General features: G+C 54.9%; 22 protein-coding genes. 9 read left to right on the top strand and 13 right to left on the bottom strand.

The features are described 5' to 3' along the window. From AB5Z05_RS03240 to AB5Z05_RS03230, 3 genes are all read right to left on the bottom strand, one after another. The gene (locus tag AB5Z05_RS03240; RefSeq protein WP_005357011.1) at positions 1-1,119 is read right to left on the bottom strand and encodes an ABC transporter permease; all 1,119 of its coding nucleotides are present in this window, start codon (positions 1,117-1,119) and stop codon (positions 1-3) included. Next, entirely contained in the window at positions 1,119-2,684 is a 1,566-nt protein-coding gene (locus tag AB5Z05_RS03235) for an ABC transporter ATP-binding protein (protein WP_100644783.1), read from the bottom strand. The genes AB5Z05_RS03240 and AB5Z05_RS03235 overlap by 1 nt, the downstream gene beginning before the upstream one ends. 85 nt (positions 2,685-2,769) lie before the next feature. Next, on the bottom strand, positions 2,770-3,768 hold the full coding sequence (locus tag AB5Z05_RS03230) for a BMP family protein (protein WP_005340803.1): 999 nt from the start codon (positions 3,766-3,768) through the stop codon (positions 2,770-2,772). A gap of 602 nt (positions 3,769-4,370) precedes the next feature. Between AB5Z05_RS03230 and AB5Z05_RS03225 the strand changes: the two genes are divergently transcribed. From AB5Z05_RS03225 to dcd, 6 genes are all read left to right on the top strand, one after another. Next, the gene (locus AB5Z05_RS03225) at positions 4,371-6,365 is read left to right on the top strand and encodes a hypothetical protein (RefSeq protein ID WP_368150091.1); all 1,995 of its coding nucleotides are present in this window, start codon (positions 4,371-4,373) and stop codon (positions 6,363-6,365) included. A gap of 38 nt (positions 6,366-6,403) precedes the next feature. Continuing rightward, positions 6,404-6,826, top strand: coding sequence for a hypothetical protein (locus tag AB5Z05_RS03220; protein ID WP_236341995.1), 423 nt, complete (start codon positions 6,404-6,406; stop codon positions 6,824-6,826). A 69-nt stretch (positions 6,827-6,895) separates the two neighbouring features. Continuing rightward, positions 6,896-9,067 (top strand): DNA helicase II, encoded by a 2,172-nt coding sequence (uvrD, locus tag AB5Z05_RS03215; protein ID WP_368150090.1) that lies wholly within the window; start codon positions 6,896-6,898, stop codon positions 9,065-9,067. Between the two features lie 319 nt (positions 9,068-9,386). Next, positions 9,387-9,704 (top strand): hypothetical protein, encoded by a 318-nt coding sequence (locus tag AB5Z05_RS03210; RefSeq protein ID WP_080944122.1) that lies wholly within the window; start codon positions 9,387-9,389, stop codon positions 9,702-9,704. After that, complete coding sequence (locus AB5Z05_RS03205) at positions 9,697-10,806, top strand: hypothetical protein (protein WP_368150089.1); 1,110 nt, start codon at positions 9,697-9,699, stop codon at positions 10,804-10,806. Before AB5Z05_RS03210 ends, AB5Z05_RS03205 begins: the two co-directional genes overlap by 8 nt. Continuing rightward, the gene (gene dcd, locus AB5Z05_RS03200) at positions 10,790-11,410 is read left to right on the top strand and encodes a dCTP deaminase (protein WP_080944120.1); all 621 of its coding nucleotides are present in this window, start codon (positions 10,790-10,792) and stop codon (positions 11,408-11,410) included. The genes AB5Z05_RS03205 and dcd overlap by 17 nt, the downstream gene beginning before the upstream one ends. 130 nt (positions 11,411-11,540) lie before the next feature. On the opposite strand, the gene AB5Z05_RS03195 is transcribed toward dcd, so the two are convergent. Continuing rightward, positions 11,541-11,978, bottom strand: a complete 438-nt coding sequence (locus AB5Z05_RS03195; RefSeq protein WP_150997831.1) for a DUF2846 domain-containing protein — start codon at positions 11,976-11,978, stop codon at positions 11,541-11,543. Between the two features lie 202 nt (positions 11,979-12,180). After that, positions 12,181-12,378, bottom strand: a complete 198-nt coding sequence (gene ydfZ, locus AB5Z05_RS03190; RefSeq protein ID WP_150997833.1) for a putative selenium delivery protein YdfZ — start codon at positions 12,376-12,378, stop codon at positions 12,181-12,183. A gap of 311 nt (positions 12,379-12,689) precedes the next feature. On the opposite strand from ydfZ, the gene AB5Z05_RS03185 reads away from it, so the two are divergent. Further along, a complete protein-coding gene (locus tag AB5Z05_RS03185) occupies positions 12,690-13,190 on the top strand; it encodes a DUF1993 domain-containing protein (protein WP_193860943.1) in 501 nt (166 codons plus the stop codon). A gap of 101 nt (positions 13,191-13,291) precedes the next feature. On the opposite strand, the gene AB5Z05_RS03180 is transcribed toward AB5Z05_RS03185, so the two are convergent. The 7 genes from AB5Z05_RS03180 to AB5Z05_RS03150 all read right to left on the bottom strand — a co-directional run bounded on the left by AB5Z05_RS03180 (position 13,292) and on the right by AB5Z05_RS03150 (position 18,902). Beyond that, positions 13,292-13,804, bottom strand: coding sequence for a cupin domain-containing protein (locus AB5Z05_RS03180; RefSeq protein ID WP_139477416.1), 513 nt, complete (start codon positions 13,802-13,804; stop codon positions 13,292-13,294). A 125-nt stretch (positions 13,805-13,929) separates the two neighbouring features. Further along, a complete protein-coding gene (locus AB5Z05_RS03175; protein WP_042054283.1) occupies positions 13,930-14,292 on the bottom strand; it encodes a cystatin domain-containing protein in 363 nt (120 codons plus the stop codon). 100 nt (positions 14,293-14,392) lie between these two features. Continuing rightward, positions 14,393-15,049 (bottom strand): DUF3313 domain-containing protein, encoded by a 657-nt coding sequence (locus AB5Z05_RS03170; RefSeq protein WP_368150088.1) that lies wholly within the window; start codon positions 15,047-15,049, stop codon positions 14,393-14,395. A gap of 390 nt (positions 15,050-15,439) precedes the next feature. Further along, positions 15,440-16,570, bottom strand: coding sequence for a PotD/PotF family extracellular solute-binding protein (locus AB5Z05_RS03165; RefSeq protein WP_368150087.1), 1,131 nt, complete (start codon positions 16,568-16,570; stop codon positions 15,440-15,442). Positions 16,571-16,627: 57 nt separating this feature from the next. Then, positions 16,628-17,263 carry a LysE family translocator gene (locus AB5Z05_RS03160; protein WP_058059345.1) on the bottom strand — a complete coding sequence of 212 codons (636 nt, stop codon included), beginning with the start codon at positions 17,261-17,263 and terminating at the stop codon, positions 16,628-16,630. 40 nt (positions 17,264-17,303) lie between these two features. Beyond that, complete coding sequence (locus AB5Z05_RS03155) at positions 17,304-18,125, bottom strand: AraC family transcriptional regulator (RefSeq protein ID WP_005357044.1); 822 nt, start codon at positions 18,123-18,125, stop codon at positions 17,304-17,306. 60 nt (positions 18,126-18,185) lie between these two features. Beyond that, positions 18,186-18,902, bottom strand: coding sequence for a substrate-binding periplasmic protein (locus tag AB5Z05_RS03150; protein ID WP_368150086.1), 717 nt, complete (start codon positions 18,900-18,902; stop codon positions 18,186-18,188). Between the two features lie 297 nt (positions 18,903-19,199). Here AB5Z05_RS03150 and AB5Z05_RS03145 point away from each other — a divergent pair, with 297 nt between their 5' ends. Continuing rightward, complete coding sequence (locus tag AB5Z05_RS03145) at positions 19,200-19,739, top strand: hypothetical protein (RefSeq protein ID WP_368150085.1); 540 nt, start codon at positions 19,200-19,202, stop codon at positions 19,737-19,739. Positions 19,740-19,782: 43 nt separating this feature from the next. On the opposite strand, the gene AB5Z05_RS03140 is transcribed toward AB5Z05_RS03145, so the two are convergent. Further along, positions 19,783-20,982, bottom strand: a complete 1,200-nt coding sequence (locus AB5Z05_RS03140; protein WP_368150128.1) for a 3-deoxy-D-manno-octulosonic acid transferase — start codon at positions 20,980-20,982, stop codon at positions 19,783-19,785. A 236-nt stretch (positions 20,983-21,218) separates the two neighbouring features. Between AB5Z05_RS03140 and AB5Z05_RS03135 the strand changes: the two genes are divergently transcribed. After that, entirely contained in the window at positions 21,219-22,280 is a 1,062-nt protein-coding gene (locus tag AB5Z05_RS03135; protein ID WP_368150084.1) for a glycosyltransferase, read from the top strand. The last annotated feature ends 23 nt before the right edge of the window (positions 22,281-22,303 follow it).

Raw genomic sequence — 22,303 nt, 5'->3', positions numbered from 1 at the left:
TCAGACTCCTTTAGCTTGTGCGGCTGAGCGGTTGGCAAACGCCAGATAGAGCTGCTCGATGCGCGGACGCATCATGTGCTCAAGGGCGCCACAGAACAGGATCACCAGACCCTGCAACACCACCACGATGTTGCGGTCGACACCGAACTCGAAGCTGAGCTCGGCGCCCCCCTGATAGAGGAAGCCGAACAGCAGGCTGGCGATGATGACGCCCACCGGATGGTTGCGCCCCATCAGCGCCACCGCGATACCGGTGAAGCCGAACCCTTCCACGAAGTTGAGCTTGATCTGGTGCAGCTCACCCTGCAGCACGTTGAGGGCAAAGAAGCCCGACAGCATGCCGGAGATGACCATGGCCAGGATCACCACCTTGGGATAGGAGATACCGGCATAGGCGGAGGCACTTTGGCTGGCGCCGACCGAGCGGATCTCGTAACCCCAGCGAGTGTGCCAGATAAAGACCCACACCAGCGCCGCACAGATCAGCGCCCAGAAGAAGCTGATATTGAGCGGGCTGTTGGGGATCTCCATCCCGAACAGGTTCGCCAGCCCGCTCATCTTGGGCAGCCAGCTTGCTTCGGCAAACACCTTGCTCTCGGTCGCCATCGAGCCGGGCGGCTTGAACACCTCCACCAGCAGATAGGCCATCAGCGAGGCGGCGATGAAGTTGAACATGATGGTGGTGATCACGATATGGCTGCCGCGCTTGGCTTGCAGCCAGGCCGGAATAAAGGCCCAGGCCGCCCCGAACAGACCACCGGCTATGATGGAGAGCGGCAACAGCAGGGCAAACGGCAGCACATCGCCGAGCATCAGACAGACCAGACCGACACCGAGCCCGCCGATATAGGCCTGACCTTCACCACCGATGTTGAACAGACCGGCGTGGAAGGCGACCGCCACCGACAGACCGGTAAAGATAAAGCCGGTTGCGTAGTAGAGGGTGAAGCCGACCCCTTCACCTGTGCCGAACGCGCCGTACCACATGATCTTGGCGGCATCGACCGGGTTGATGTCGAGGTAGTAGAACAGAATGGCCGACACCAGGAAGGCCAGCAGGATGTTGACCGCAGACAAGACGCCTACGGAGACCCAGGCAGGAATACGTACTTGGCTCATCAGTGGGCCTCCTTGGCAACGTCATCGGGAACGATATTCGCCATCATCAGACCAATGGTACGCTCATCCGCCTTGGCACCATCCAGCTCGCCGACGATGCGACCATCGGCAATCACCAGAATCCGGTCTGCGAGGCTCATGATCTCGTCCAGCTCCACCGAGACCAGCAGCACCGCCTTGCCCTTGTCGCGCATGGCGATGATCTGCTGATGGATATACTCGATGGCGCCGATGTCGACCCCGCGGGTCGGCTGGCCGATCAACAGCACATCCGGGTCCTGCTCCACTTCACGGGCGATCACCAGCTTCTGCTGGTTGCCACCGGAGAAGTTGGCGGTCTTGTGATCGGGATGGGGCGGGCGCACGTCCCACTTCTCCATCTTGGCCTGACAATCCTGCTGGATCGCCTCCTTGTTCTGCAGCCAACCCTTGTTGTATTGCGGGCGGCGGTGATAACCGAGAATAAAGGCCTCTTTCGCCTCGAAGCGGTTGATCAGCCCCATCTTGTGGCGATCTTCCGGCACATGACCGAGGCCGTAGTTGCGCACCAGCTCGGGATCGGCCGGGTGCTCCGCGCTCACCTTGTGCACGCCGCTGCGGCTGCTGATGGTAAAGCCCCCCTTGCTCGGCTTGAGAATGCCGCCAAGCAGGCTGAGCAGTTCGGACTGACCGTTGCCGGAGACCCCGGCGATGCCGACCACTTCACCGGCCCGCACCTCGAAGCTGACCGATTTGACCCGCTCCACCTTGCTGGCGTCGAAATAGCTGAGCCCTTCGATCTTCAGCTTGGCTTCACCGGGCTGGGTTGGCCCCTTGTCGACTTTGAGTCGCACCTTGCGGCCCACCATCAGTTCGGCCAGCTGCTCCTTGTCGGTATCCTTGGTGGCGACGTGTGCCACCATCTCGCCACGGCGCATGATGGAAACCTGATCGGTAATGGCCAGGATCTCCCGCAGCTTGTGGGTGATAAGGATGATGGTTGCCCCCTGATCCCGCAGCTTTTTCAGCACCTCGAACAGGTGATCCGCCTCTTGCGGGGTCAGTACCCCGGTCGGCTCGTCGAGGATCAGGATGCGGGCGCCGCGATAGAGCGCCTTGAGAATTTCGACCCGCTGTTGCAAGCCAACCGGCAGATCTTCGACCTTCTCGTGTAGCGGCACGTCGAGGCCATAATCCCGCGCCAGTTCGCCCAGCAGCTTTTCGGCTGACGCCACGCTCTGCTGAAGGTGCCAGCCGTTCTCAGCGCCGAGGATGACGTTTTCCAATACGGTGAAGTTATTGACCAGCATGAAGTGCTGGTGAACCATGCCCACGCCTGCGGCAATCGCATCTTGTGAGCCATGGGGTTTGAAAGGATTCCCGTCGATCAGCATCTCGCCTTTGTCGGCATGGTAGAAACCATAAATGATGCTCATCAGGGTGGACTTACCGGCGCCATTTTCGCCGACAATGCCGTGGATACTGCCTTTGCGAACCTTAAGGTCGATCAGCTTGTTGGCGTACACTTCGCCGAACCGCTTATCGATACCTCTTAATTCGATGGCATAGCGATCTGTCTGGTCCATGATGCAGCCCTGCGTTTCATGAAATAAGACTAAAAACCGGCCCGTGCGGGCCGGTGGTGCGTTGAGAGTCGTAGCAACTATCTAATTAGTATTTGCAGGTGTTATCGCTCATGTAGTCATGAACCTTGACCTTGCCAGCGATGATTTCAGCCTTGATGGCATCCACCTTGGCTTTCATTTCCGGGGTGATCAGCTTCTCGTTGTCCTTGTCGAGCGCCCAATCCACACCGCCTTCAGCCAGACCCAGGTTCTTGATACCCGGCTTCCACTCGCCTTTGGCAGCGTCATCCCAGGTCTGGTAAGCGGCCAGACCCACAGACTTGACCATGGAGGTCAGCATGGTGCCCGGTTGCAGGTGGTTCTGGTTGGAGTCCACCCCGATGGCGAACTTGCCGCTGTCCTTGGCTGCCTGATAGACACCGATACCGGTACCGCCAGCTGCGGCGTAAACCACGTCAGCGCCCTTGGCGAACTGGGACTTGGCCAGCTCGGCACCTTTGGCCGGGTCAGCAAACGCGGCCGGGGTAGAGCCCGCCATGTTCTGGAACACTTCGATCTTCGGATTGACGAACTTGGCACCCTGCTCGTAACCGCACTGGAATTTACGGATCAGCGGGATATCCATGCCACCCACGAAGCCGACCTTGCCGCTCTTGGAAGCGATGGCTGCCAGCGCGCCCACCAGGAAGGAACCTTCATGCTCCTTGAAGATGACGGACTGGACGTTCGGCTTGTCGACCACCATGTCGATGATGGTGAACTGGGTTTTCGGGAATTCGGTCGCAACCTTCTCTACCGCAGAACCCATGTTGAAACCGACCGCCACGATCGGGCCGTTGCCACGGCTGGCCAGACGACGCAGACCCTGCTCGCGCTGGGCTTCGTTCTGGGGTTCAAACTCTTTGACCTTGACGCCCTTGTCCTTGTTGTAGAGCTCGACGCCGTTACGGAACACGGCTTCGTTGAATGATTTGTCATACTTGCCCGCGGTGTCATAAATGACGGCTGGCTCGGAAGCAGCCTGAGCAGAGAGAGCAGCGAGAGTGAGGGAGGCCACGGTGGCCAGCTTGAGCACTTTAGTCACGATCGTATCCTTGATTGTTATTAAGTGAGGGAACTTGCTTGCCTGTCAGAGCAGGCTATCTAGCACGCAGGCTTACTCTAAGTCAGCCCCGATGCGGGTCAAGCAAATGATAAGGGAAAAACGTTTGCGTTAACGGTTTGAATTCTAAGCAAATAACATTATAAGCAGTTGTTTTTTAGCTACTTTTCAGTTTTTTATGCTAACAACCAAAAGACCCAAACGACATTTCTCTTATTGTTCAGCAAGTTACTGTAAACCGTTTTCCCCTCTTATTCATCCAGCCCCCCGGCAAGCCCGTGATCCGGCTCGCAAAACTACGCTTACCTATTTTGCGGTTAAAGGGATCGCCCATCCCCTCTCTGGTCGTCACAGCAATACTTCACACATCCGAAACTTAGGCTATCTCACAATTCATCAATAGGCGGGATCCAGATCAATATGAAAACCATATGAGCCCCTGTATGATGCTTACCGCACGGGCTCAAATGCAACTAACAACAATGTCAATTGAGTACTGCATATCAATCCATGCCACTCTCTCCTATCTGGCTTCCTCAGCTTGGTACAGGTGGCATATGTATCGTTGTTTCAGGGAAATAAAAATGAAAAAAAATGTTCTGGCTTTATCGGTTGTGGCAGCGTTATCCAGCTTGACGCTGGCAGGTTGTGGCGGTGGTGGCGACAGTGCCAGCACTGACAATGGCAATAATGGCGGCAATGGTGGAAACGTCACCAAGCCGACTTTGACCGCTACCTTTATTGATAGTGCAGTAGCAGGCTTGAACTACACCTGCGGCAACTACACCGCCCTCACCGATGGGCAAGGCCAGTTCCTCTTTAATGACGGTGACACCTGTGCATTCAAACTGGGTTCAATCCCGCTTGGGGAAACTCAGGTTAAAAAAGGTCAGACCCTGGTGACCCCATACACCATCGCCGAGAAGGGTGACAAAGGTCGCGCCATTCGTATCGCTGCACTGCTGCAAACTATGGATGCTGACGGTGATGCAAGTAACGGGATTACTCTGAAAACAGAGGATGTGGTCAAGCTAGGCAACACTCTTCGTTTTGGCAACGATGATGAGTTTAACACCAGCCTGAATGAAGCCCTGAAACAGGCACAGCTCGACAAAAAAGTTGTTGATACAACAGCTGCCGCAGCACATATGAATGCCTCGCTGGCAGTGATTAATGGTCAATCAGTTGCTGTAGATAAAGTCCTGCGAAGCCTGCTCGAAGAAAGCCAAGATTGGCAAAAAACCAACTTTGAAAACAAACTGCGTGAATACAAGGATATCTTGAACGCAGAAACCGGCGATCAGGGCAAAGCCGATCGCGAGGTGGTCAAATCTGTCATTACCTTGATGGAAATCACCAATGACCCCATCGTCAGCAACCGCTTTGATATCCAGCCCCCTTCGGCTCTTGGCCAGGGATACCAGACCTCACTGGCTAAAATTCTGGATATCATCGTCAATCCATCCGATATGATCACTTTTGCTATCAAGGAGCAGCCCACCCAGACCGATGATATCTCTCGTCTAATGGGTAAATATGCGCTGGAGCTGGAAAGTATCAACAATACCTTGACAAATATTGTCAAGCCTGATTATCTCGCAAAATATGGTGATGATGACAAGCTGACCTTGAATTTTGCCCAAGTGCAAGAGTTACGCGCAACGGCCCTGGCTATGTCATCGGCAATGAATGTGATCTCTGCATATCAATATGGCTCTGCCAGCCAGTTTAAAGTTGCTCAAGAAAATGTCACCTTTGACAAATTCAGTACCAAATACAACTGGATACCTGGTAATCCAGGTCAGTCTGAGCGTACAGTTACTTTTGGCACCGAGACTGTTGACGCAGAATATCTGAATATCAATATTCGCCCCGCCGAACTGCTAAAAGACAACAACTTCTTCAAGTTCAATTCGAACTATGGAACCCTACTGGCAAAAGCCAAAACGCAGCTGCAACAAGCCATCCAGCTGACGCTCGCCACATCGTTGCCAGAGTCAGACTCTGATTTGAACCGGGAGATGCTGAAAGACCTGCAAAAACACCTTACTGGCGACAAGAGCACAGTTGAACTCAACGACTATGTGTTGATCGATGATGAAGGTGAGTGGCTGGGCCAACATGTCGAGACCAAGTACACCGTCAACCTGAACAGCTACTTCTCGTCCGGTATCGACCGCGATGCAATAGACATTGGTGTGACGGAATATTGCAAATACAGAGGGGAGACGATTGGCGAATATGACGTTAATCTATCCAAAGCCCTCGACACCGCCATGTGTCACCTGACTGAATCTGAGGTTAAATACATTTATCAACAATTTGATACCCATCACTCATATTATCCATTTTATTTCCTTCGGGTAAGCCAGGAAATAAACCCTGAGACTGGCTATCCAGACTACACACCTCATTATGCCCAAGGCTTCCCAATGCGCTGGTTTGCAGATATCCGAGCAAAACAGGGTGGGAATTTTGGCAAGGTATTCGTCTCTTGTAAAGCTCGTCTACCTGCAGCCGGCCAAGAGTGGCAAGAGAAACCTTGTGATTGGCTGCTCTCCAACAGCCTTTCTGAATAATGATTAAAGGCATTATATTTATATGCCTGTTCACCCCGATGGCTAACGCCATCGGGGTTATTTCGCAATATTCAGATTTGCGGCAGTCTTATTTTGATGCTGATGGAAAATTCAAATACCGCATTACTGTCAAGAAATACAAAGAAGACTTTTCTGCGATCAAATCCGCCAATTGGCTAAGTCTGATGTCAATTAGCCGTTTGCAGAGTCAGAGCGTTGCTCTTGGCCAAGGAACATTTGAAACCTTATCAACCAATATTAGATTCACACATGGCACCTATAGTCGCGGTAACATTGTGTTATTCAATGCCTATGGTTGTAACCAGTCGAACTGTTTCTCCAGCCATGAAGTCCGCATTCGCCCAAGCGACCTTCAATTGCAAGCCGGACGAACCATGCTGTTTGATACCAATGGCCACGCGTTTGCACACAAACGCAGCTATCAACTCTCTCTTCGCTAACGCAACAGGTTAGCCATTCCATTCACATGGCCGTATAATCCCCGCCTGTATAAATAAACAGGAGTGGTGATGGACGTTTCAACCCTGCTCGACGGGCTCAACGACAAGCAAAGAGATGCCGTTGCGGCGCCCCGCAGCAACCTGCTGGTGCTGGCCGGTGCCGGTTCGGGCAAGACCCGGGTGCTGGTGCACCGTATCGCCTGGCTGATGCAGGTGGAACGCTGTTCACCCTTCTCCATCATCGCGGTCACCTTTACCAACAAGGCGGCGGCCGAGATGCGCGGCCGGGTCGAAAAAGTGATCGGCGACGGCGTGCGCGGCATGTGGATCGGCACCTTCCACGGTATCGCCCACCGTTTGCTGCGGGCCCACCATCTGGATGCGGGCTTGCCGCAGGATTTCCAGATCCTCGACTCCGACGACCAGTACCGTCTCATTCGCCGGGTGCTCAAGGCGCTCAACCTCGACGAGAAGCACTGGGCCCCGCGCGCCGTGATGGGCTACATCAACGGCAAGAAGGACGAAGGCCTGCGCCCCGGCGACATCGACCTCTACGGCGACCCCGTCACCCGCACCTATCAGCAGATCTACAAGACCTATCAGGAGACCTGCGATCGCTCCGGTCTGGTGGACTTTGCCGAGCTGCTGCTGCGCGCCCATGAGCTGTGGCTCAACAAGCCGCACATCCTCGAGCACTATCGGGATCGCTTCCAGAACATCCTGGTGGACGAGTTCCAGGATACCAACGGCATCCAGTACGCCTGGTTGCGGATGCTGGCGGGCAACAGTGGCAAGGTGATGATCGTCGGCGACGATGACCAATCCATCTACGGCTGGCGCGGCGCCAAGATCGAGAACATCCAGCGCTTCCTGACCGACTATCAAGGCGCCGAAACCATCCGCCTCGAGCAGAACTACCGCTCCACCGCCAATATCCTCAAGGCCGCCAACAGCGTCATCGCCAACAACGCCGAGCGCCTTGGCAAGGAGCTGTGGACCGAAGGGGCCGAGGGCGAGCCGATTTCGCTCTACGCCGCCTTCAACGAGGTGGACGAAGCGCGCTTCGTGGTCGGCCGTCTCAAGGATTGGAAGGAAAAGGGCGGCCTCCTGGCCGACTGCGCCATCCTCTATCGCTCCAACGCCCAGTCGCGGGTGCTGGAAGAGGCGCTGATGCAGGACGCCATGCCCTATCGCATCTACGGCGGCCTGCGCTTCTTCGAGCGGCAAGAGATCAAGGACGCCATGGCCTACCTGCGGCTTATCAACAACCGTGGCGACGACGCCAGCTTCGAGCGGGTGGTCAACACCCCGACCCGCGGCATCGGCGATCGCACCCTCGAGATCCTGCGCGGCAACGCCCGCGATCAGGGGCTCAACCTGTGGCAATCGGCCAAGGCCCTGCTCAACGACAAGGTGCTGACCGGTCGCGCCGGTAATGCGGTGCGCGGCTTTGTCGATCTGATCGACGCGCTGGAAGAACAGGTCTCCCTGCTGCCGCTGCACCAGCAGGCGGATATCGCCATCCAGAACTCCGGCCTCAAGGCGATGTATCTGACAGAAAAGGGCGAGAAATCCCAGGCGCGGGTAGAGAACCTGGACGAACTGGTCACCGCCTGCCGCCAGTACCAGCGCCCGGACGAGCTGGAGGATATGAGCGATCTCTCCGCCTTCCTCGCCCACGCGGCGCTGGAATCCGGCGAGAATCAGGCGGACGAATATGCCGATGCGGTGCAGCTGATGACCCTGCACAGCGCCAAGGGCTTGGAGTTCCCGCTGGTGCTGCTGGTCGGTGTGGAAGAGGGGATGTTCCCCAGCCAGCAATCCACCGAGGAGTCGGGCCGGCTGGAAGAGGAGCGCCGCCTCTGTTACGTCGGCATGACCCGCGCCATGGAGAAGCTCTACATCTGTTATGCCGAGAGCCGCCGCATCTACGGCCGCGAGATGTTCCACAAACCGAGCCGCTTTATCCGCGAGATGCCCGCCGAGTGTCTGGAAGAGATCCGGCTGCGCACTCAGGTCAGCCGCCCCACCCAGTACGGCCGCTTTAGCCAGAACGAGGTGCAGCAGAGCTTCGATGCCAGCGGCATCAAGCTCGGCCAGCGGGTGCTCCATCCGAAATTCGGCGAAGGGGTGGTACTCAACTTCGAAGGGGTCGGCCAGCAGAGCCGGGTGCAGATCCAGTTCGACGACGTCGGCGCCAAGTGGCTGGTGACGGCGTATGCGAGATTAGAAGCACTCTGATTTTTCCCGCCTTTTGATACAACCAACCCGGCTTAGGCCGGGTTGCGACAGTCCTTGTAATCTCATTCTCTAGGGACATGATCTAGCTCTCATATTCACTTGAATATCTTGTTTAATAAGGCTTATTCCCCTAGACTGCACATTATTAGCTCTGATTTTTCAGAGCTTTTTGCTCTTTAGAACAGTATGAATAACTATATATTGTGGTTTTTATACAGAAAGACACTACATATAGTATTTTGCAACATAAAAAGACCTGCGGATGTCATCAGTATGACTTCTGTTGGATCAACAGTTAAGAGGAAACAGGAGGGACAATATGCTTTATGCCGTACCTCAAACATCAGCTAACTCATTGGAGTTAGTCAAAATAGTCTTACAGATGATTGCATCTCAAGAGCAAGTGAATGACGCCCTCAAAACATTCATTTACGATGTTATCGTAGAGGCTAATTCATTGTCTAAACAGCAAGATGGCAATTATTCAATACCGAATCATAGAGAGGCTATCTCATTAGCTGTAGAGATACTTCAACAAGAAGATCTTGCTCATTTATTGGAAACGGTGACAAGCAAAGATATGCTTAACCAAAATGTAGCTAATAATGCTTTAAAACATATGGCGTATTATGCTTGATCAAGTCCAGTTAAATATTCTAAATATAAAACTTAAGGAGATCTCAGAATCTCCTTATTTTTCGACTAATTTAAACTCATTTGTTAGGAAATTGAATGGACTTGCTGCCATTCTCCTTCGAGACTACACATCAATAGAAAATCATATTGTAAAAAGTTTTATTCAAAATATAACTAGTGCAACAAATTTCTTTACCGGAAGCACTACAAAAAAAATTCCATATGAGATTGTTTTTTGTCTTGAAGATGCTTGTGAAAAATGGATTGATGAGAAAACTATAATTACAACAGCACTATCTCCTGATATACACGGTTTCTATTTCAGCACTGTCGAAAGAACTTTCTATGATCTATCATCCAAAAGGTTTGGCATTGATTTTGAGCATAAATTAATTCAAATCTCTCTTCCAGAGATGTACCGTAGAAAACCTCTCTTCGTTACTCCTCTCTATCATGAGCTAGGGCATTTTATCGATATAACCATCGGGATATCTGATATTGCCTTCCTTATTTGTCAGCGTGATGGCCTCAGTGTAATTAATGATCTGTACCCTCCCAACCTACCAAAGGAAATATCGGAGCAAGATAAAAACAGAATTTTAATGAGCCACTGCAGAGAATATTTTGCTGACCTATTTAGCGCTCAATTCATTGGTTATTCTGGAATAAAATTATTGCAAGAGATAGCTGGTGACCATGATGCAAGTTTCACACACCCATCTACAAGTAATAGGGTTTCCATTGTAAGCGACTTCTTACAAGGAAATAAAAACTCTATCATTGAACTTTTTAATTTTACAATTAGCATCCTGCATAGCCATGGTAAATTACGCTTACCGTCATTGACAGCGTGTCAATTAACCCCTGACATATCAGATGCTTTTGATAATGCAAGGCCTTATCGCATAAATAGTAGAGATGAGATGCACGCATTTGTTAATAGTGGCTGGGAGTACTTGTGTAGCACGAAGACAACGCCTAGTGGGTGCTGGTCTGGATTCGCTCCGGATCTCGTAGAAGGTAAAATTAATGATTTGGTAGAAAAATCAATACGCAACTATATACTGATGGAAAAGTGGGGACAGCATGCACCTACTGAATAAAAATGAAATACTAAAATCTTACGAGTCCACAGATCCTGACTCACTTTTTATTGAACCTCTTCTTGATACTAGCCAAATTGGTAGTTTCACTATTGACTTGCGGCTTGGTTATGATTTTCTAGTTTCTGTGATGACAAGAAAACCATCGATCAAACTACATCCTTCAGATACCGTTGAGACTCATCAACCTATTCGAACTTTTTTCCAAGAAACTAGGCGGGATATGGGAGAACGATTCTTGCTTCACCCACATCAAGTTGTATTAACGACGACTTTAGAATATGTTAGCCTCCCTAGTGACTGCTATGCTGATGTTTTATCAAGAAGTAGTTATACAAGGTTGGGTTTATCAGTAAATACTATGATTCAACCTGGTTATCACGGTTGCATTTCTTTAGAGTTATTTAATCATGGGAATAGCCCTATAGAGTTAATTGTTGGTTCAAAAGTATGTCAAATACGTATATTTAAGAATGAAACAGGTGCAGATTATTTTGCTGAGAATAATAGTAGAAAGTATTTTGGTAATGTTAGACCAGTAATATCTGCTGCAGAAGTTGATGAAGACCTAAAACGGCTTAATCAAATGCGAAACAGAATGTGAATGCACAATATTGCGCTTCCATCTTTCTAATCAAGATGGAGCTTTTACAGCCATGCCTTGTTTTCCATCACTCCTTTCTGACAAAGGCGTAGCTGGTGAGGCTACGCCCGTTTCCGATAATGCTTTCTGATTACTTAACCAACTTGCTCTCCATTACCCCTTGCTTGCCCTCCTCTTCGCTGACCTGGCTCAGCTTGGAGCGGGCCATCAGCAGGCCCATCTTGACCTCCTGCCAGACGTAGTAGTTTTTACCTGCCTCGGTACTAAGGGTCAGAGTGGCATCGTTTTCCGACTTGGAGGTGATGGTGTGGCTGCCCGGTGTCACCTGCTTGAGGATATAGCTGTGGGCCACGGTGTCGCCTACGGCAGAACCATCCACCAGCAGCGGCATTTTCACCGCCGCACCGAAGGTCTCGTTGCGATAGATATAGAGGTTGGCCGCATCCTTGGGGGCTACAAACTGCTTGGCCTGCGCGTCTGCGGTGGCATCGGCCATGGGTACGGAAGCACAACCGGAAAGCAGCGCCGCCGATAGCAGGGCGGCACTCATCATTATTTGCCTGAACATAGTCGTTATTTTTTAGTGAGTTAACGGGATTAAAAGGTTCGCATGAGCCTGCACTGGCTGACAATCGCTCAAATCGAGCGGGGTGTGACCCGGCTCAATTTTTCAGCATTTGGTGGGATGAAGGAGGAAATCAGAAACCCGGCCGCCAGATGGGGCGCGGCGGCCGGGTGAATTGTAAAGAGTAGGGTGACAGGGAAAGGGATCAGCCTAGTCTAATCAACTCGATGGGGGCGTAGCGCTCACCGGAGTTTGCCAGCAGCACGCACTTCTCATGCTCCGCCTGATAGGGGGTCATATTGTCGGTGTTGGCCTCTTTCAGAAAATCGACTGCGCCAGTGGCGGCAATCATGACGCGCTGACCCAGGTTCAGCACATTGCGGTTACGGTCATAGATCTTCATTTCATTCTCCTTTTCTTGTGTCCTGGCAAATGCGCAGGCGTCTGTCCAGGACAACGGCATTCAGCCTACGCCCCTGAAAAAAGGTGATTTATGTCACAGATCAAAAAAGGGGCGATAAGGGACTCGCAGGTTCAAAAAGCGAGCAGGGCTGCTTGGCCAGCGGCTGTCGCGCGAAGTAGCGCAGCCCTGCCCTTTTCATCGTAGCGGGCTCGAACTCGGCAGCGGTTGGGGTATATTGGTGGCCGATTAGCCAGTCTCATTCACTGTGGCCGCGCAAGCGGGCCGCTGTTTCAACAAGATGGAGAGTGCTCATGAATCGCGATATCACCGCCCAGTTCATCAAGATGCTGACCAACCTCGACCACTGTCTGGCCAAGGCCGAAGCCCACGCCGCGGCGAAGCAGTTCAACGTGGAGAACTTCTTCGGCGAGCGGCTGATCGTCGATATGCTGCCGCTGTCCAAGCAGGTGCTGATCTGCTGCGATTCGGCCCGCGCCGTGGTCGCCACCGCCAGCCACAGCGAACTGCCGGTGCTGGGTGATGACCCTAAAACGATCGCGGATCTGCGCGCCCATATCGGCAAGACCATCAGCTATCTGCAAGGCAAGCTGGACGCGGACTACAGCCAGTACGCCAGCGGCCGTTACGTGCCCCACTGGGCGGGCGGCAAGGGGATGGATGGCCATACCTGCGTCCATGAATACGGCATTCCCAACTTCTACTTCCACCTCACCATGGCCTACGCCCTGCTGCGCCGCGCCGGGGTCGATCTCGGCAAGCGCGACTATCTGGGCGGGCTCAACCTGCAATAAGCGCTGCGCGCCACAGGCGGCAAACAGATAGCAAAAGCCTGCCACGCGGCAGGCTTTTTTATATCGGGTGGCGCTGGGCTGGAGCGCAGAAGAGCTGCGCCCTAGAAGGGGCCGTTGCGCTCGCGCAGCTTGTCGGGCAGGCCGTCGTGATCACCCAATTCACGATCGGGCACATCATCCCAGTGCAGCTTGCCAAGGGTGATATTGCGCTCGGGATGAACGGCGTAGTGGATGCGGTTGTCCTCCCGATCGGTATCGCCGATGCAGAGCAGCCGGACAGTCTCCTCGGTGTTGTTGATAAAGGCGTGGGCCAGCCCGTCACCGGCCTTGAAGCCTACCGAATCCCCCGGTTGCAGCCGATAGAGCACGCCGTCGAGCCAGACATCCGGCGTCCCTTCCAGCACGTGAACAAACTCGTCTTCGGTCTTCTCGGCATGGGGCCAACTGGTGCGATGGCCGGGTTCGACAATTTCGTGGTGAATGCCGATGCGGCTAAAGCCGAAGTGCTTGCCGAGGGCGCAGCCGCGCGACAGGGGCTCCTGACTGCCGGAGTAGTAGCGCGGCGTCTGCTCTTGCAGCTCGCGCCAGTGTTTGATGCAGGGGTGGCGATTCATAGCGGTTCCTTTTCCATGAGGATGCAGTCACGGGAAGGGGCATCCTGACTGTCAGAATGCGGGGAGAAAAGCAGAAATTTTCTGGTCAGATGAGCCCCTCTGACGAGGGGCTCAACAAGCAGGAATTACTTGGCCTTGACGCAAGGCAAGGGAGGAAGCTCGCCCTGTGCAGCCGGGCGGGTCATCTGGTAGTTGCCAGCAAGATCCCGATAGACACGGGTGTTCCACACCTCTCCGTTGTCGAGCTGGAACTCGATGTCGTAGTTGACCCCGGAGACCACCTGGCTGCGCACCTCGCGGATGCTCTGCAGTTTGGCGGCCGTGTTCATGCGAGCCAGCACGCTGGCCAACGCAGCCTCCCCTTCAGCATTGGGCAACGGCTGACTCTGCCAGCCACCCGCCATCGGCGCACACTCCGGCGTGGGTGACGAGGTGCTACAGGCACTCAACAGGCCAGCAACAAGGATGGGTAACAACACGCGTTTCATATCATTTTCTCCTGCCTGCAAAATGACCACCTTATCAACATCTTGCCATTATTGCAGCCCAAAAGGCTCCCGCTGCGCCCCGCTTGGACGCACCAATCGTTCAGCGCCCCAGATTATCCGCCAGCTGTTTGGCGCGGCTGGCCGCCCACTGGTCGATCATCTTCTCCATCTCCTCGGCGGTGATGGGCTCATCCTTGTGGGTAGTATCCGTACTCTCGCGGGCATCCATCACCCGCACCAGCAGCTTGCCGCTCTGGGAGTCGAGCAGCTGGGCCATGCTGCCCACCTTGAGCAGGTAAGGCTCCTTGCCGATCACTTCGCGGGTGACGTTGATGGCGATCTTGGCCGGCAGCAGGTCACGCAGCTTGGGGTCGGGGCGGGTCAGGTCGAAGTTGGTGACAGCTGCCTGGATCCGCATCACTTTCGGGCCGGGTGCGGTGGCGATCTTGACGCCCTGCTTGATCAGCTCGCTCTGGAACTTGTCGTGGTAATAGCGGCCCATCTGGTTCTGTTCGTTGGCGGTCAGCAGATACCACTGACCGTTCTCCTGCCGGATAAACTGCAGCGGATCGAGCAGCACTTCATTGTATTGGCGCAGGTCAACGCCCGGCTCCTTGTAGACGCGCTGATTGGGGTTGCTCTCGCTCTGCTGGAAGGCTGTCAGCGGGATCGCCTGCAAGCTGTGGGATACCTGATTCTTGACGGCGCAGCCACCCAGCAGGGCCGCAGCCACGGCAACCATCACGACCTTTTTCATATTTGCTCCTGCATTTTACTGTTTGTTTTTGCTGTGGATTTCGCACCACATGGCTGGAGAACCCGTGCCGGATGCCACCAATGTCACAGAGAAATAACCTATTCATCACCTTCCCACAAGGGACAGATCAGGATTGTTCAGCTCACATCCAAGTTGTCACAATTGAGGCACTTTTGTACAGGGTCAGCCAGGGTATGAACGGCAATCTGGCGAGGGTTCGGTTGTTTAATCCGGCTAAATGGGACTGCGGTAAGCGCACAGTTTTTTCAAACGATGGGGGCCCGCGAGCGGCGTGAGTTGAACGGGGAAATGCCATGGAACGGGCGATGACCGATCATCAGCCATCTTGCGCAAACTTGCCTGCCGCCGGAGAAGCGGCAGGCTCATTCATCAGTTATCGAGATCCCAGGGGCACAGCTTGACCAGCCCCTCTTTGCCGCTGGCGACGATCGCCTGCTGCACCATCCGTTTGTAGCGATTCTTGATATGGGCGGGCAACGCGGGCACCAGCAGCCGCTCGTCAAACTCCGGCAGCGGGCGATCCGGCAGCACCGCCTGCTCCTGCGGGCTGAGGGGCGGCCGGGAGGCAATATTGCTGGCCGAGATGGTGGGCGTGCCCACCAGCATCTGGCGTTGCAGCGGCGCGCTCAGCAGAAAATCCACAAGCAGGTAGGCGGCCTTGAGCCGAGCGGGATCATCGCCGACATGACGGGCGATAGAGATCGCATCGAGGGCATAGATGGCCCCCTCCTGCACCATGGCGATCCGCCACAGCTGCTCGTTCTGCTTGTTGCACTCCACCAGCTCCAACCCCCAGGTGGTGGCAAAGGTCTGCTGGCGCAGATCCTCGCAGCGGTTGGCCTGATTGAACCAGAAGCCGCGACTGGCTCGCAGCCGCTGCGAGAGCTGCTGCTCCACCTCTTGCTGCAAGGTCTTGTCGGCCAGCATCTCGCCGCTGGCAAACAGGGCGGGCGACTTGCCCAGCGAGAGCAGCACCGAAAAGAGCAGCGGCTCGAACTGGTCGCAGAACTCGGCAAACTGGCCCGGCGGCGAGGTGTTGGCGAGCACCTGCCAACTGGTGGGCGCTTGCGGCACCTGCTTGCTGTCATAAGCGAGGCTGAACATGGCGTAGGAGAAGGGCACCGAGTAGTTGCGCTCTCCCTGCTTGTCATACTCGGTGTTCTTGAGGGCGGGCTTCACCTCGGGGTAGTGCTGCAGGCGGCTGAAATCGATGGGGAGCAGCAGTTTGAACAGCGGCTGGTGATGGGCCTTGTAGAAGTAGCTGGTCGGCAGCACCACATCGGCGCTGCGGGTGCGCAGGGCGCGGTAGACGCTGTCGAAATCGGTCAGCAGTGGCTCGATCCGGCTGACCGTCGCCTCCACCCCATGGGCTTTGGCGTAGTCGGCAAACTGTTGTTCATAACCCGCAGGCAGATAGCCCCACTCCAGCAATTTGAGCTGAACCGGGGCCGCCAGCGCCGGGGTCATCCCCAACAACCAGCAAAGAGGCAGTAGACGCATGGCCGGGCACTCCTGACAGGTAAACCTTGTTGGAGTATAGGCCCATGCGCCGACTCGTCAGGCCACCAGCTCGGCCCCCATGCTCGCCAGAATGGAGAGGCTGACCACCGCAAACAGCACGCCGGTCACCAGATTGAGCGGCCGCTGCACCCGCAGCAGCAAGCGCTGGGCACGATCGGTGGAGAGGCTCCACGCCAGCAGCCCGAACCAGCAGAGGGAGATGATGAAGAGCTCGCCCACCAGCAGGCTGCGGGTCATTCCGTCCACCTCTGGCGTCACCATGGCGGCCAGCAGACCGATAAAGAACACCAGCGCCTTGGGGTTAAGCAGGTTGGTGGCAAGGCCAGTGCGCACGCCCCTGCCCCAGCCGCGCAGCTCGTTGGCGGCGCTGGCCATCACGGTACTGCTCTGCTGGCGAGCCGCCATCAGGGCACCCCACCCCAACCAGCCCAGATAGAGGGCACCGCAGCACTTAATCACCATAAACAGCAGCGGATGGCTGGCAATCAGCATGCTGATCCCGGTCAGACTCAGGGTGGCGTGCACCATGATCGCCAGCGAGATGCCCAGCGCCGCACCAAGAGCGGTCGGCCGGTGCAGGCTGGTGCGCAGGATCAGGGCGAAATCGGGGCCGGGGCTGGCCAGTGCAATCAGGTGCATCAGGCCGAGGGTAACGAACAGACTGGTCAGCATAACAACTCTCGCTTTAACGACGGAGAGCCAGCATGGCGGATCAGCGGGGGGCGCGGCTTGTAAAAGATTGCATCTGGGCACGAAATTCGGCGGGTGTCAGACCGAATGCCTGGCGAAAGCCGTGGTGGAAGTGACTCTGATCGAAGAAGCCGACCGCCAGCGCCACCTCGCTCACCGCCATCCCGCTCGCCAGCAGCCGTTTGCCCTGCTCCAGCCGCAGCCGTTTCAGCCAGGCGTAGGGGGTCATGCCGCTGCGTTTCTTGAACTGGCGCAGGAAGGCGAAACGGTCGAGCCCGAGCAGCCCCGCCAGCTCTTCCAGCGAGTGGGGCTCGTCGAGGGCCGCCATCAGGTAGTCGCGCAGGAATCGCAACTGGGGATCGGCCAGCTGGTGTACCTCGGGGGCCAGATGCAGCAGCTCCCCCAGCAGGGCGAGCAGTTGGCTCTCGATCAGCAGGCCATCGGCCTTGGGGTTGTCGAGATAGCCGTGCAGCTGGGCAAAGCCCTGGTAGAGGTCGGGGCGGCTCTGCAATCCCTTGTCGAAGAAGGGTTCCGGCTGCTCCGGCAGCCAGAGCGCCAGCTGCTGCGGATCGATGGCGAAGACCCGTACCTCATACCCTTCCGGCAGCAGGCTGAGGCCGTCGTGCACCTCATCCGGGTTGACGGTAGAGAGCACCCCACGCACCAGATGGTGGCTGTTCCCCTTGTGGATAAACTTCTGGCCACCCCGCTGCACCAGCCCGATATGGTAGTCGAGATGGACATGGCGGCCGTAGCTGAACGCCCTGTGGTGGGAGTGTGACAGCTCGACCCCCGGCAGGTGCGGGGATTGCCAGTAGCGGATAAGGGAATCGGTGGTATTCATGGGTTATAGATACACCAGAAGCGGGCCTTGGACTTGTAGATTATTGCACGCAAGCCCCTCTCAACGCCCCCACAGCCGCGGGGTTGGCTCCACCAGCGAGGCGAGCGGCACCCGCTCCACCATCTGACGCATACGCTGCACCAGTTCGGGATTGCCATCCCCCAGCGACTTGTTCAGCACGATATGCACCTGCAGCGGGGTGACCGGCAGGTAGATGAGGCGGGTCGCCGCAGGGAGCTTGGCACGAAAATGGTTGGCGGAAATATCGTTGGAGAAGAGCGCGGCATCGATGCGCCCACGCAGCAACTTCTGCATGTTGCCATGCTCCCAGCTGAGCTGGGAGAGGGTGTCGATGTGGATCTGCGGATGCTGCAACAGCAGCGGCACGATCGCCTGACTCGACCAGCCGATGGTGGTGCCGAAGAGATCTTCCTGCCGTTCGACCGAGTGAAGTCGCGATGGCACCAGTACCACCAGCACTGGCCGCAGCAGCAACAGGTGGGGGTCGATATAGCGAAAGTGACGAGCACGCTCGGGATTGTAACTCAGCAGCGGGGTCAGATCGCACTCGCCGCTCTCGAGGTTGCTGAGCAGCCGCGCCACATTGAGCCCCTGCCACTCGATGGTACGCCCGATCGCGGGTTCGATATGACGGCGAAAGTAGTCGATCACCGGCCCGGAGACCTCGCCCTGCTGATCGATGGTGACCAGCGGCGCCAGCTGAAAGACGCATCCCCGCAGTGGCGCGTTGATCGCCACAGCCTGGCTGATGGTCATAAGAGGGAGAAGAAGTGCCGATAGCAGTAATACCAAACGCGTGCCCGAACGAGAGATGCCCATAAGTGCCGACCCGATGCCCTGATAGCCATCAGCATGGCACAAGGCAAATGAGCGGGCTATCCGCTCATGCCGCGCTTCGACCTCTTGCGCCCCTACTCCCATGACCAATGGGCCCCGTTTTATTGAAGTGAAAATCAATAATTCCGCTGCTTTGATGGATTTTGGTCTTTTGAGATATAGTGCGGCCCCATTCATTAAACCGGCGGATGAGCGCCCCGCCGGACAGGTAGATTCATGAGACTGTTTTTGCTGTTGTTGTCGTTGTTTGCTGCGACCGTAAGTTCTGATGAAAAGCCGCGCCTGCCCTATTACGACTGGGGTCGCTGCCCGTTTGAGGGTTGTACCTATCAGGCGTGGACCACCAAGCAAGAGGTGATCGTCAGAGCCGAGCCATCCCTGACGGCCAAAGCGCTGTTCCGGCTACCCCGCGGCCAACAGGTGGAAGGACTGACCGGGGTTGTCATTACCGAACAACCTGGGATCGTCGAGATACTCAGATCGGTCAAGCTGGGCTACAGCAAGGAGGGAAAAGGGCCGCTGTTGAATATGAAGGCAGGGGAAACGCTTTATATCCTCGGCGGACTGGGCGAAGGCAATAGCCTGTTCTGGTACAAGGGCAAAACCTACATTCTCGATTATGACTATGCGCGCAAAGAGATCAGATACGGCCGGTCACCGCAGAACCAGTGGTGGGTAAAAATTCGGGACAAGCAGGGGCGTGAGGGTTGGGTTGCCGAAACCAAAAACTTCGCCCATATGGACCGTTTCGAATAGTGACAGCCAGCCCACCGAGATCGGGGAGCTGGCCGTGGATGACTCACTGCTTGGGTTGCAGCTTCATCTCTTGCAGATACTCCAGCACCTGGGTTTTGTAGTCCGCCTGATAGGAGAACTTGGTGCTGTCGCACGCCGCGATCAGGTTCACAGCGGTGCAGAACAGGGTGGCTGCCAGCAGCCCCTTGCCAATCCACTGCGGATAACGGCGGCTCCAGCGCACCAGTAACAGCAGGATCGGGAACAGGGCGTAGGGGAATATCAGCATCAGGTGCCAGTAGTTGAAGATGATGGGCGAGAGCGCCGCACTCACCAGCACCGCCAGCACCGCCGCCAGCGCATAGAGACCGAGCCAGCTCTCGCCATCCACAGGCGCGCGGTCGCTGCGCAGCAGACGCGGCTTGAGTTCCCGCCACAGCTGCCAGTTGGCCTTGGCCGCCAGCAGCACAGTCGCCGAGCCTACCCCGTAAATCACCACCCGCCACAGCCAGACTGCCGCCATCTGCAAGTATTCATGGCCTGCCAGCCAGATGAACTGGGTATCGTTGACCAGCTTGCTGGCAAACAGCCAGGAGCCGTAACGCAGCCAGTAGAGCACCGATTTCAACACCGGATAGACATGCACCAGCCCCCAGCCGATATAGCGCTGACGCGCCTCGGGATCGACGTTCTGGGTGATGTGGCTGTTGCTCATCACTTCCATGGCGTAAGGGATCAGGGAGGCACCGATCAGCAGGGTAGCCACCACCACCCCGCTCCAGCTCACCTTGAGAATGCGGCGCCAGAACAGATAGGTGGACATTACCGCCAGCAGCGGCCAAGAGTAGTGCAGCTGCATCGCCATGCCGATAGCCAGCAGGTGGACGATCATGTGCCAGAAGGAGGCCCGCTCGCGCATATGCCAGGCCGACCAGCAGTGCATGGCCGAGAAGAGGAACAGATAGGAGGGGTTGTAGAGCAGACTCTCGTACTGGAACCAGGGGTTAAGCCAGCAGAGCACCAGAAACAGCAGACGTACCCTGTCATCAAACACCTGACGGATCACTGCATCAAACAGCAGAAACCCGACCAACCGCATCGCCAGCAGCAACACCATAGGGGCATAGGGAGAATCCCACAGCAGCAGCGGCCCGCCAATCAGCCAGGCCGACAAACTCCCCGGCACATTGCCCACCGCGCTCGCCGCATTGCCATAACTGAGCCAGACCCCCTCATAGGCCCCCAAGTAACCCTTGTAGAGCATCTGGGTCTGATCGCCGGTGAGGAGTTGGTGATCGGAAAACAACCAAGAAAGCAGCAGCCCGGCAAATATACAGGCCGCGAATAATGCGTTATGGTAGCGCCCACTAAGACCAATCATTGATCCATACCTATTGAAAAAATTGCTAACGACTTTAACAGTTGCCACCTGATTTTGCTCGTTTACGATTCACATTTTTAGTAGATTTACCAGTCAGTTATGAGACCCGCGGAGCAGTTATGACCCCACCAGTTAAAAAGTTTTTATTCATTGTTGAAGACTTGTATGGTGGTGGTGCGGAAAAGGTTTTGCTCAATACCGCATCATTGCTAAAAGATGCCGGTGCAGATGTAACCTTGTTTACCTTGCGGGAAAAAATAGATCATACGTTGCCCGACAATATTCATCCTATCGACCTTGGCATAGTCACAAAACTGACCAAAGCCATATCCAATATTGCGGTTGAAAAAATACAAGCGTCGCTGATCCTGAAAAGAATCAAAGAGATTTCACCTGACGTCATCATCTCATGCTCATGTGATAAAATTACCAGACACCTGCCTGATACATTGAATATCTATTACTGGATCCACGGTAATATCACTGGCTTTGCCAAAAACAACGCCAAAGGATATGAAAAATTCAAACGCTTCTATAATGGCAAGAAACTGATCTGCGTATCTCGTGGCATAGCAGATGATATTTTGCACAATGTAAAAGCCACCCCCAAATCGTGTCAGGTTATCTACAATCCGTTTGATATCGAGAAAATTCAGGCGTTGGCCGATGAGCCTTTCAGCAAGCCATTCGACAAGTACTTTATCCATGTCGGCACCTTCGAAGAGCGAAAACGCCACGATCGTCTCTTGCAGGCATATCAGCTAAGTGGCGTTGATACGCCACTCGTCCTGATGGGCAAAGGGGAGCGGCGTCCTCACATTGAAGCCATGATCGAGGAGATGAACCTTGCCAGCAAGGTGAAAATCATCGATTTTCAGAAGAATCCCTATCCCTATATCAAAGCTGCCCAAGCACTTATCCTGACATCAGATGCTGAAGGGCTGCCAACAGTACTCATTGAGGCACTCATCTGCCATACGCCAGTGATCAGCGTGGATTGTCCATCTGGGCCTGCTGAGATCATCACCTTTGATATAGAGAAATATTTAGTTCCTTTAGACGATGTTCATAAACTAGCTCTGGCTATTTCTGATATGGATGGCTACCGTGCTATTATAAATGGCAGCTTATATAAAACGTTCTCCAAAAAAGAAACAATCACTACTTTTATGTCTCTATAAAAAATGGTGATTTATATTTAAAC

This window comes from Aeromonas sp. R2-4 (assembly GCF_040908365.1).
In the GTDB taxonomy this organism is placed as follows: domain Bacteria; phylum Pseudomonadota; class Gammaproteobacteria; order Enterobacterales; family Aeromonadaceae; genus Aeromonas; species Aeromonas veronii.
Note: the sequence above shows the minus strand (reverse complement) of the source record. Positions and strands in the feature narration are given on the sequence as shown.

Coding starts and splice junctions, on each gene's coding strand:
- AB5Z05_RS03240 (WP_005357011.1), bottom strand. CDS start 1,119: ATGAGCCAAGTACGTATTCCTGCCTGGGTCTCCGTAGGCGTCTTGTCT.
- AB5Z05_RS03235 (WP_100644783.1), bottom strand. CDS start 2,684: ATGGACCAGACAGATCGCTATGCCATCGAATTAAGAGGTATCGATAAG.
- AB5Z05_RS03225 (WP_368150091.1), top strand. CDS start 4,371: ATGAAAAAAAATGTTCTGGCTTTATCGGTTGTGGCAGCGTTATCCAGC.
- AB5Z05_RS03220 (WP_236341995.1), top strand. CDS start 6,404: ATGGCTAACGCCATCGGGGTTATTTCGCAATATTCAGATTTGCGGCAG.
- uvrD (WP_368150090.1), top strand. CDS start 6,896: ATGGACGTTTCAACCCTGCTCGACGGGCTCAACGACAAGCAAAGAGAT.
- AB5Z05_RS03210 (WP_080944122.1), top strand. CDS start 9,387: ATGCTTTATGCCGTACCTCAAACATCAGCTAACTCATTGGAGTTAGTC.
- AB5Z05_RS03205 (WP_368150089.1), top strand. CDS start 9,697: ATGCTTGATCAAGTCCAGTTAAATATTCTAAATATAAAACTTAAGGAG.
- dcd (WP_080944120.1), top strand. CDS start 10,790: ATGCACCTACTGAATAAAAATGAAATACTAAAATCTTACGAGTCCACA.
- AB5Z05_RS03195 (WP_150997831.1), bottom strand. CDS start 11,978: ATGTTCAGGCAAATAATGATGAGTGCCGCCCTGCTATCGGCGGCGCTG.
- ydfZ (WP_150997833.1), bottom strand. CDS start 12,378: ATGAAGATCTATGACCGTAACCGCAATGTGCTGAACCTGGGTCAGCGC.
- AB5Z05_RS03185 (WP_193860943.1), top strand. CDS start 12,690: ATGAATCGCGATATCACCGCCCAGTTCATCAAGATGCTGACCAACCTC.
- AB5Z05_RS03180 (WP_139477416.1), bottom strand. CDS start 13,804: ATGAATCGCCACCCCTGCATCAAACACTGGCGCGAGCTGCAAGAGCAG.
- AB5Z05_RS03175 (WP_042054283.1), bottom strand. CDS start 14,292: ATGAAACGCGTGTTGTTACCCATCCTTGTTGCTGGCCTGTTGAGTGCC.
- AB5Z05_RS03170 (WP_368150088.1), bottom strand. CDS start 15,049: ATGAAAAAGGTCGTGATGGTTGCCGTGGCTGCGGCCCTGCTGGGTGGC.
- AB5Z05_RS03165 (WP_368150087.1), bottom strand. CDS start 16,570: ATGCGTCTACTGCCTCTTTGCTGGTTGTTGGGGATGACCCCGGCGCTG.
- AB5Z05_RS03160 (WP_058059345.1), bottom strand. CDS start 17,263: ATGCTGACCAGTCTGTTCGTTACCCTCGGCCTGATGCACCTGATTGCA.
- AB5Z05_RS03155 (WP_005357044.1), bottom strand. CDS start 18,125: ATGAATACCACCGATTCCCTTATCCGCTACTGGCAATCCCCGCACCTG.
- AB5Z05_RS03150 (WP_368150086.1), bottom strand. CDS start 18,902: ATGACCATCAGCCAGGCTGTGGCGATCAACGCGCCACTGCGGGGATGC.
- AB5Z05_RS03145 (WP_368150085.1), top strand. CDS start 19,200: ATGAGACTGTTTTTGCTGTTGTTGTCGTTGTTTGCTGCGACCGTAAGT.
- AB5Z05_RS03140 (WP_368150128.1), bottom strand. CDS start 20,982: ATGCTCTACAAGGGTTACTTGGGGGCCTATGAGGGGGTCTGGCTCAGT.
- AB5Z05_RS03135 (WP_368150084.1), top strand. CDS start 21,219: ATGACCCCACCAGTTAAAAAGTTTTTATTCATTGTTGAAGACTTGTAT.